This is a genomic window from Pantoea sp. CTOTU50773, from assembly GCF_032082325.1.
In the GTDB taxonomy this organism is placed as follows: Bacteria; Pseudomonadota; Gammaproteobacteria; order Enterobacterales; family Enterobacteriaceae; genus Pantoea; species Pantoea communis.
In genome coordinates, this window is sequence record NZ_DAMDQC010000045.1 from 21,779 (window position 1) to 29,175 (window position 7,397).

Below are 7,397 nucleotides of genomic sequence, written 5' to 3' on the forward strand. Positions count from 1 at the left end.
TTTGCACTCACCTCTCGATTTGTCATGCAATCCTGATATTTTTGCCGCCATTAATCGCCAGCAGCCTTTTTTAGTGCTGCTTTTATTTTGTTTCTCAGGCAGACATTTTGTTCCATGTTGAAGAATAAAACACAAAACCGCTTCCTGTTATTCATGCTGATCGTGCTGGTGGCGGTCGGACAGATGGCGCAAACCATCTATGTGCCGGCGATGGCGAACATGGCCGAAGCCCTGAACGTACGCAGTGGCAGCATGCAGCAGGTCATGGCCGCTTATTTGATGACCTACGGTGGATCACAACTGATCTACGGTCCGTTGTCAGACAGCTTTGGCCGTCGTCCGGTGATCCTTATCGGTATGACGATCTTTGCCGTGGGGGCATTGATCGCCATGTTTGCGCCATCACTGCAGATTTTGGTGCTGGGCAGCGCGGTGCAGGGTTTGGGTACTGGCGTCGCGGGGGTGATGGCGCGCACTATGCCGCGCGATCTCTATTCCGGTATCGCCCTGCGCCAGGCCAATAGTCTGCTGAATATGGGAATTCTGGTGAGCCCGCTGCTGGCACCGGTGATTGGCGCGCTACTGACGCACCTGTTTGGCTGGCACGCTTGTTTTGCCTTTCTGCTGTTGCTGTGCGTCGGCGTCACAGCTTCCATGGCGCGCTGGCTACCCGAAACGCGTCCCGTGGATACGCCTGCCACACCGTTTCTGCGCCGTTATGCCACCTTACTTAGCGACGGGAATTTTATCCGCTATCTGCTGCTGCTGGTGGGCGCCCTGGCAGGCATCGCTGTGTTTGAAGCCAGCTGTGGCGTGTTGATGGGGGGCGTGCTCGGTCTGGATGGCATCACCGTCAGCATTCTGTTTATCCTGCCAATCCCGGCCGCCTTTTTTGGTGCGTGGTTTGCCGGACGCGAGCAGAAGTCCTGGCATACGCTGATGTGGTACGGCGTGAACAGTTGCTTGCTGGCGAGTCTGCTGATGTGGATTCCGGCATGGTTCGGCATCATGAATATCTGGACACTGCTGGTGCCTGCCGCACTGTTCTTCTTTGGTGCCGGGATGCTGTTCCCATTGGCAACATCCGGTGCGATGGAGCCGTATGCATGGTTAGCAGGGAGTGCGGGCGCGCTGATTGGTGGCATACAGAATTTGGGCTCTGGCGTAATTGCCTGGCTGTCGGCGCTACTGCCGCAGCACGATCAGTCGAGCCTCGGCATGCTGATGTTTGTCACATCGCTGGTGATGCTGCTGTGCTGGTGGCCGCTCTCACGTCATCCGGAGAGCGGCAAACAGGCGATTACAGGATAAACTGATGCAGCGCCGCGTCTTTGCGATCCAGATAATGGATCGACTGGATGCGGCGGATGGTGCGTGATTTACCGCGCACCAGCAGGGTTTCGCTGGTAGCGATGTTGCCTTTGCGTGTAATGCCTTTGAGCAGGTCACCGGTGGTGATACCGGTGGCGGCGAAAATCACATTATCGTTACGCGCCATCTCTTCCAGCTTCAGCACTTCTCCGGCTTTAATGCCCATTTCAACACAACGTTGCAGCTCCTGCTCGCCCAAACGACGGTTCTCTTCACTGTCGCCTTTGACGTCGTGGCGCGCCAATAGGCGAGCCTGCATGTCGCCATCCATTGCACGGATCACTGCAGCGGACACCACACCTTCTGGCGCACCGCCGATACCGTAAAGCACATCCACTTCACTGTCAGGCATGCAGGTCAAAATCGAGGCCGCAACATCACCATCCGGGAAGGCAAACACACGCACGCCGAGCTGCTGGAGCTGAGCGATCACCGCGTCATGGCGCGGCTTAGCCAGAATCGACACGGTCAGCTGGCTGAGGGGTTTATCCAGAGCGATGGCGATGTTCTTCAGATTGGCTTCGAGCGGCAGGTTGAGATCGATAGCACCGCGCGCGCCGGGCCCGACAATCAGTTTTTCCATGTACATATCAGGTGCGTGCAGGAAGCTACCTTTATCGCCCACGGCTAATACTGCCAGTGCGTTGGCCTGACCCATCGCCGTCATGCGTGTGCCTTCGATAGGATCGACAGCGATATCCACCGCATCCCCACGGCCGGTACCGACTTTTTCACCGATATAGAGCATCGGCGCTTCGTCGATTTCGCCTTCGCCAATCACAATCTGACCGTCGATATCAATGGTATTGAGCATAATGCGCATGGCGTGGACGGCTGCACCGTCGGCCGCATTTTTATCGCCGCGTCCTAACCAGTGATAGCCCGCTAATGCAGCGGCTTCGGTCACACGGGAAAATTCAATCGCGAGTTCTCGTTTCATGGTTGCACCTGATAAAAAACAGGCAGGCAGTGTAACACGGAGGGGAAAGCAGGGCGGGGAGAAAAACCCGCGGCAGGGTGCCGCGGGTCAAAGGTATTACTCAGCGTCTTCCCACGCTTGCGCACGCGCCACGGCTTTCTTCCAGCCTGCATAGCGCACGTTGCGTTCGGTGGTTTCGATGCTTGGGCGGAACTCACGTTCAACGACCGCTTTCGCACGTACTTCCTCCAGATCGCTCCAGAAGCCTACCGCCAGGCCAGCAAGGTAAGCTGCACCCAGCGCGGTCACTTCACGTACTTCCGGACGCTCAACGCGCGTACCGAGAATGTCTGACTGGAACTGCATCAGGAAGTTGTTGGCGACCGCACCACCGTCCACGCGCAGAGATTGCAGACGGGTGCCTGCATCGTTCTGCATCGCTTCCAGCACGTCACGTGTCTGATAAGCAATCGATTCCAGGGTTGCACGGATGATGTGATTTGCGTTGGCACCGCGCGTCAGACCGAAGATGGCGCCACGGGCATACGGATCCCAGTAAGGCGCACCCAGACCGGTAAACGCAGGCACCATGTAGACGCCGTTGGTGTCTTTCACTTTCAGGGCGAAGTATTCAGAGTCCGTTGAATCACTGATCAGCTTCATCTCATCACGCAGCCACTGAATGGAGGCACCGCCGATGAACACCGCACCTTCCAGTGCGTAGTTCACTTCACCACGCGGGCCGCAAGCAATGGTAGTCAGCAGACCGTGCGTTGAAGTCACGGCTTCGGTGCCGGTGTTCATCAACATGAAGCAGCCGGTACCGTAGGTGTTTTTCGCCATACCCGGTTGTACGCACAGCTGGCCGTACAGGGCTGCCTGTTGGTCACCTGCAATACCCGCGATTGGAATACGCGTACCGCCTTTACCCCCGATGTTGGTCTGGCCGTAGATTTCAGAAGAGCCTTTCACTTCCGGCAGCATTTCGCGCGGAATATCGAGGATCTCCAGCATACGCTCATCCCACTCCAGCTTGTGGATGTTGTACATCATGGTACGAGAGGCGTTGGTGTGGTCGGTGATGTGCACACGCCCCTGGGTCATTTTCCATACCAGCCAGGTATCAACGGTACCAAACAGTAGCTCGCCACGTTTTGCACGCTCGCGCGCACCTTCAACGTTGTCGAGGATCCACTTCACTTTGGTGCCTGAGAAGTAAGGGTTAATCACCAGACCGGTGGTGTGCTGGATGTACTCTTCCAGACCCTCTTTCTTCAGCTTGTTACAATAGTCCGCTGTACGTGGATCCTGCCAGACGATGGCGTTATAGATCGGCTTACCGGTCTCTTTATCCCACACGATGGCAGTTTCACGTTGGTTAGTGATACCAATCGCGGCAATTTCATCAGAACGGATGTCGGCATGTGCCAGCACTTCGACCAGCGTTGAGCTTTGTGACGCCCAGATGTCCATTGGGTCGTGTTCTACCCAGCCCGCTTTCGGGTAAATCTGGGTGAATTCGCGCTGCGAGACGGCGACGATGTTCGCGTCATGATCGAGTACCACGGCACGCGAGCTGGTCGTGCCCTGATCGAGCGCGAGAATGTATTTTTTATCAGTCGTAGTCATTTTATTTTCCTGATGATTAACGATGAAACTTACGCTTTACGCTGCTCAGCGCGTGCGACCGGTTTTTCTGTTTTGCTGGCTTCCGCCACGTTGACCGGCAGGTTACGGCCAATCAGTGAACGGTAACCGAAGGCTCCGAGGCAAGCACCCACCAGTGGGCCAAAAATCGGAACCAGGAAGTAAGGAATATCTTTGCCGCCGGTGAAGGCCACATCACCCCAACCTGCGATGAAGGCGAACAGCTTAGGACCGAAGTCACGCGCCGGGTTGAGTGCGAAGCCGGTGAGCGGGCCCATTGAACCACCAATCACGGCAACCAGCAGACCAATTAACAGCGGAGCCAGTGGACCACGTGGTACGCCATTGCCGTCATCGGTCAGCGCCATGATCACCGCCATCAGTACCGCCGTAATCACCATCTCAACCAGGAACGCCTGACCGACACTGATGTGCGGGTTAGGGTAGGTTGAGAAGATACCGGCCAGATCGAGGCTCTGCACGCTGCCTCGCACCATTTGATGGCTGGCTTCATAATCAAAGAACAAATTGTAGTAGAGGCCATAAACCAGCGCCGCCGCACAGAAGGCACCGGCAACCTGCGCCAGGATGTAAGGCAGCACTTTGCGGCCTTCAAAGTTAGCAAACAGGCACAGCGCGACCGTTACCGCTGGATTCAAATGCGCGCCGGATACGCCCGCACTGAGATATACGGCCATGGAGACAGCAAGACCCCAGATAATACAGATTTCCCACTGACCGAATGCGGCACCAGCCAGTTTTAATGCAGCAACACAGCCTGCACCAAAAAAGATGATCAAACCGGTACCGAGAAACTCGGCGATGCATTGACCTTTTAGTGTGTTCGTTGTCTGACTCATAATGGCATTCCTGAAGCGAGGTTAAATTTTATCAGTTTTTGTTCTCAATCCATGAGTCACCCAGCTCTTATGTAGGGCTGATGTGAATTTATCGTTAACGAGCATAAACGAGAAATAGCGAAATCGAAATATGTGTACTCCGTCATAAAAATGCGCGTTTTCGCGTATTTTACCTTTCTTTAAGGGCCATTAACCCTGCTTTACTTAAGTCCAATATCGTGACCGCGCGCAAAAATGCGCGATCGTGAGCATTTTTTTAAGCATTAACTGAAAAGTGTTACAGACTGCCCGTGCAGGCCTTGTGTCGCTGGACTTGCGGGGTGTGGCTACATACAATCGGGACATCGTGGCTGGACGCACCATAACAAGGCAGTCCCAGCACCATCAACGCCTTGCAAGAGATTTAGGAGAGGTCATAAAGATGTCATTTGAAGTGTTCGAGAAACTGGAAGCCAAAGTACAGCAGGCGATTGATACCATCACCCTGCTACAGATGGAAATCGAAGAACTGAAAGATCAGAATAATACGCTGCGCAACGAAGCTAGCCAGGCTTCCGGCAACCAGGATGCACTGGTGCGTGAAAACCAGCATCTGAAAGAAGAACAGCACGTGTGGCAGGAGCGTCTGCGTGCACTGTTGGGAAAAATGGAAGAGGTTTAAGCGTCTATGCTTAAACCCATGACGGGTGCTGCGGCACCCGTTTTTGTTGAGGCTTACTCAATATCGAGGGCGTCTTCCGACAGAATGATGCCGGTGTTATCGGCATAAAGATGGTCTCCAGAGAAGAAGGTTACGCCGCCAAAGTTAACGCGCACGTCACTTTCGCCAATCCCTTCTCCCGCCGCACCGACCGGAATCGCGGCAATCGCCTGAATACCAATTTCCAGCTCTTCCAGATCGTCCACCTGACGCACTGAGCCGTAGATCACCAGGCCTTCCCACTCGTTTTGCGCTGCCAGACGCGCCAGTTGCGCATCAACCAGAGCACGACGTACCGAGCCGCCGCCATCAATCACTAACACGCGACCCCGGCCATTCTCTTCCAGCAGATCGTAAAGCAGGCCGTTGTCTTCGAAACATTTCACTGTGGTGATTTGCCCACCGAATGAGGTGCGTCCGCCAAAATTGGAAAAGAGCGGTTCAACCACGTTCACTTCTTCATGGTAGATGTCACAGAGTTCGGAAGTATCGTATTTCATGAGGGTATCGTCTGTTTGCCACAGGAGCGGTAAGTATATCGCTATCTGACGATTGTTGGCAAAATCATCACCCGCTAAAAAAAGCGCTGCATCAATATCCTGCGTAAAAAAATGCCCGGCACAGTGGCCGGGCAGCGGATAACGATGGAACCTTTACAGAATAAAGCGGCTGAGATCTTCGTCGGCCACCAATTCGTCCAGATGCTTGCCTACGTAATCAGCATCGATGGTGATGGATTCGCCGTTGCGATCGCTGGCGTCATAGGAGATGTCTTCCATCAGACGCTCCAGCACCGTGTGCAGACGACGCGCACCGATGTTTTCAGTCGTTTCGTTCACCTGCCATGCGGCTTTGGCGATGCGACGGATGCCGTCTTCGGTGAAATCAACGTTCACGCCTTCAGTGCCCATCAGTGCTTTGTACTGTACGGTCACAGAAGCGTTTGGCTCCGTCAGAATACGTTCGAAATCATTCACGGTCAGCGCCTGCAGCTCTACACGAATCGGCAAGCGACCCTGCAGTTCTGGAATCAGATCTGATGGGCTGGCGACCTGGAACGCGCCTGAAGCGATAAACAGAATGTGGTCGGTTTTCACCATGCCGTGCTTGGTGGACACGGTGCAGCCTTCCACCAGTGGCAGCAAGTCGCGCTGTACACCTTCGCGTGATACATCCGGGCCGCCCGCATTCTGGCCGCCGCGCTTACAGATCTTATCGATTTCATCAATGAACACGATACCGTGCTGCTCAACGGCTTCGATGGCGTCTTGCTTCAGCTCTTCCGGATTCACCAGTTTTGCCGCTTCTTCTTCAATCAGCAGCTTCATGGCTTCTTTGATCTTCAGCTTGCGCGCTTTCTGCTTCTGTCCGCCGAGGTTCTGGAACATCGACTGCAGCTGGCTGGTCATCTCTTCCATGCCTGGAGGCGCCATGATTTCAACACCGGCTGCGGATGCGGCCAGATCGATCTCAATCTCTTTATCATCCAGCTGGCCTTCACGCAGTTTCTTGCGGAAAGACTGACGGGCCGCAGAAGGTTCGGCAGTGTGCTCAGCCTGGCCCCAGTTATTTTTCGCTGGTGGGATCAGCACATCAAGAATGCGCTCTTCCGCCATCTCTTCGGCGCGGTATTTGTTTTTCTCGATGGCCTGACTGCGCACCATTTTGATGGCAGAGTCGGTCAGATCGCGAATAATTGAGTCGACTTCTTTCCCCACGTAACCCACTTCGGTGAATTTCGTGGCTTCGACTTTGATGAAAGGCGCGTTGGCGAGTTTTGCCAGACGACGCGCGATTTCGGTTTTACCGACACCGGTCGGGCCAATCATCAGGATGTTTTTTGGCGTCACTTCATGACGCAGCTCTTCATCAAGCTGCATACGGCGCCAGCGGTTACGCA

Annotated in this window: 7 protein-coding genes; 2 read left to right on the forward strand and 5 right to left on the reverse strand. The window is 54.7% G+C overall.

All coding sequences use genetic code 11. The features are described 5' to 3' along the window. Positions 1-114 precede the first annotated feature (114 nt). Positions 115-1,311: a multidrug efflux MFS transporter EmrD gene (gene emrD, locus RT340_RS09615; protein WP_313375585.1), complete on the forward strand. Its 1,197-nt coding sequence runs from the start codon at positions 115-117 to the stop codon at positions 1,309-1,311. Here emrD and glpX read toward each other — a convergent pair. From glpX to RT340_RS09630, 3 genes are all read right to left on the reverse strand, one after another. Beyond that, positions 1,301-2,311, reverse strand: a complete 1,011-nt coding sequence (gene glpX / locus RT340_RS09620) for a class II fructose-bisphosphatase (protein WP_097119674.1) — start codon at positions 2,309-2,311, stop codon at positions 1,301-1,303. The genes emrD and glpX overlap by 11 nt on opposite strands. Positions 2,312-2,407: 96 nt before the next feature. Beyond that, positions 2,408-3,919, reverse strand: a complete 1,512-nt coding sequence (glpK, locus tag RT340_RS09625) for a glycerol kinase GlpK (protein ID WP_058960112.1) — start codon at positions 3,917-3,919, stop codon at positions 2,408-2,410. 29 nt (positions 3,920-3,948) lie between these two features. Next, the gene (locus RT340_RS09630; protein WP_034823747.1) at positions 3,949-4,797 is read right to left on the reverse strand and encodes an MIP/aquaporin family protein; all 849 of its coding nucleotides are present in this window, start codon (positions 4,795-4,797) and stop codon (positions 3,949-3,951) included. A gap of 421 nt (positions 4,798-5,218) precedes the next feature. Between RT340_RS09630 and zapB the strand changes: the two genes are divergently transcribed. Further along, on the forward strand, positions 5,219-5,458 hold the full coding sequence (gene zapB / locus RT340_RS09635) for a cell division protein ZapB (RefSeq protein WP_034823745.1): 240 nt from the start codon (positions 5,219-5,221) through the stop codon (positions 5,456-5,458). 53 nt (positions 5,459-5,511) lie between these two features. Here the strand turns inward: zapB and rraA are convergent, their stop codons facing one another. Next, the gene (rraA, locus tag RT340_RS09640; protein WP_034823742.1) at positions 5,512-5,997 is read right to left on the reverse strand and encodes a ribonuclease E activity regulator RraA; all 486 of its coding nucleotides are present in this window, start codon (positions 5,995-5,997) and stop codon (positions 5,512-5,514) included. A 153-nt stretch (positions 5,998-6,150) separates the two neighbouring features. After that, a partial coding sequence (gene hslU / locus RT340_RS09645) for an HslU--HslV peptidase ATPase subunit (protein ID WP_313375590.1) occupies positions 6,151-7,397 on the reverse strand: 1,247 nt, incomplete at its 5' end.

Excerpts from the sequence above, each read along its gene's own strand:
- emrD (WP_313375585.1), top strand. The coding sequence starts at position 115 with ATGTTGAAGAATAAAACACAAAACCGCTTCCTGTTATTCATGCTGATC.
- glpX (WP_097119674.1), bottom strand. The coding sequence starts at position 2,311 with ATGAAACGAGAACTCGCGATTGAATTTTCCCGTGTGACCGAAGCCGCT.
- glpK (WP_058960112.1), bottom strand. The coding sequence starts at position 3,919 with ATGACTACGACTGATAAAAAATACATTCTCGCGCTCGATCAGGGCACG.
- RT340_RS09630 (WP_034823747.1), bottom strand. The coding sequence starts at position 4,797 with ATGAGTCAGACAACGAACACACTAAAAGGTCAATGCATCGCCGAGTTT.
- zapB (WP_034823745.1), top strand. The coding sequence starts at position 5,219 with ATGTCATTTGAAGTGTTCGAGAAACTGGAAGCCAAAGTACAGCAGGCG.
- rraA (WP_034823742.1), bottom strand. The coding sequence starts at position 5,997 with ATGAAATACGATACTTCCGAACTCTGTGACATCTACCATGAAGAAGTG.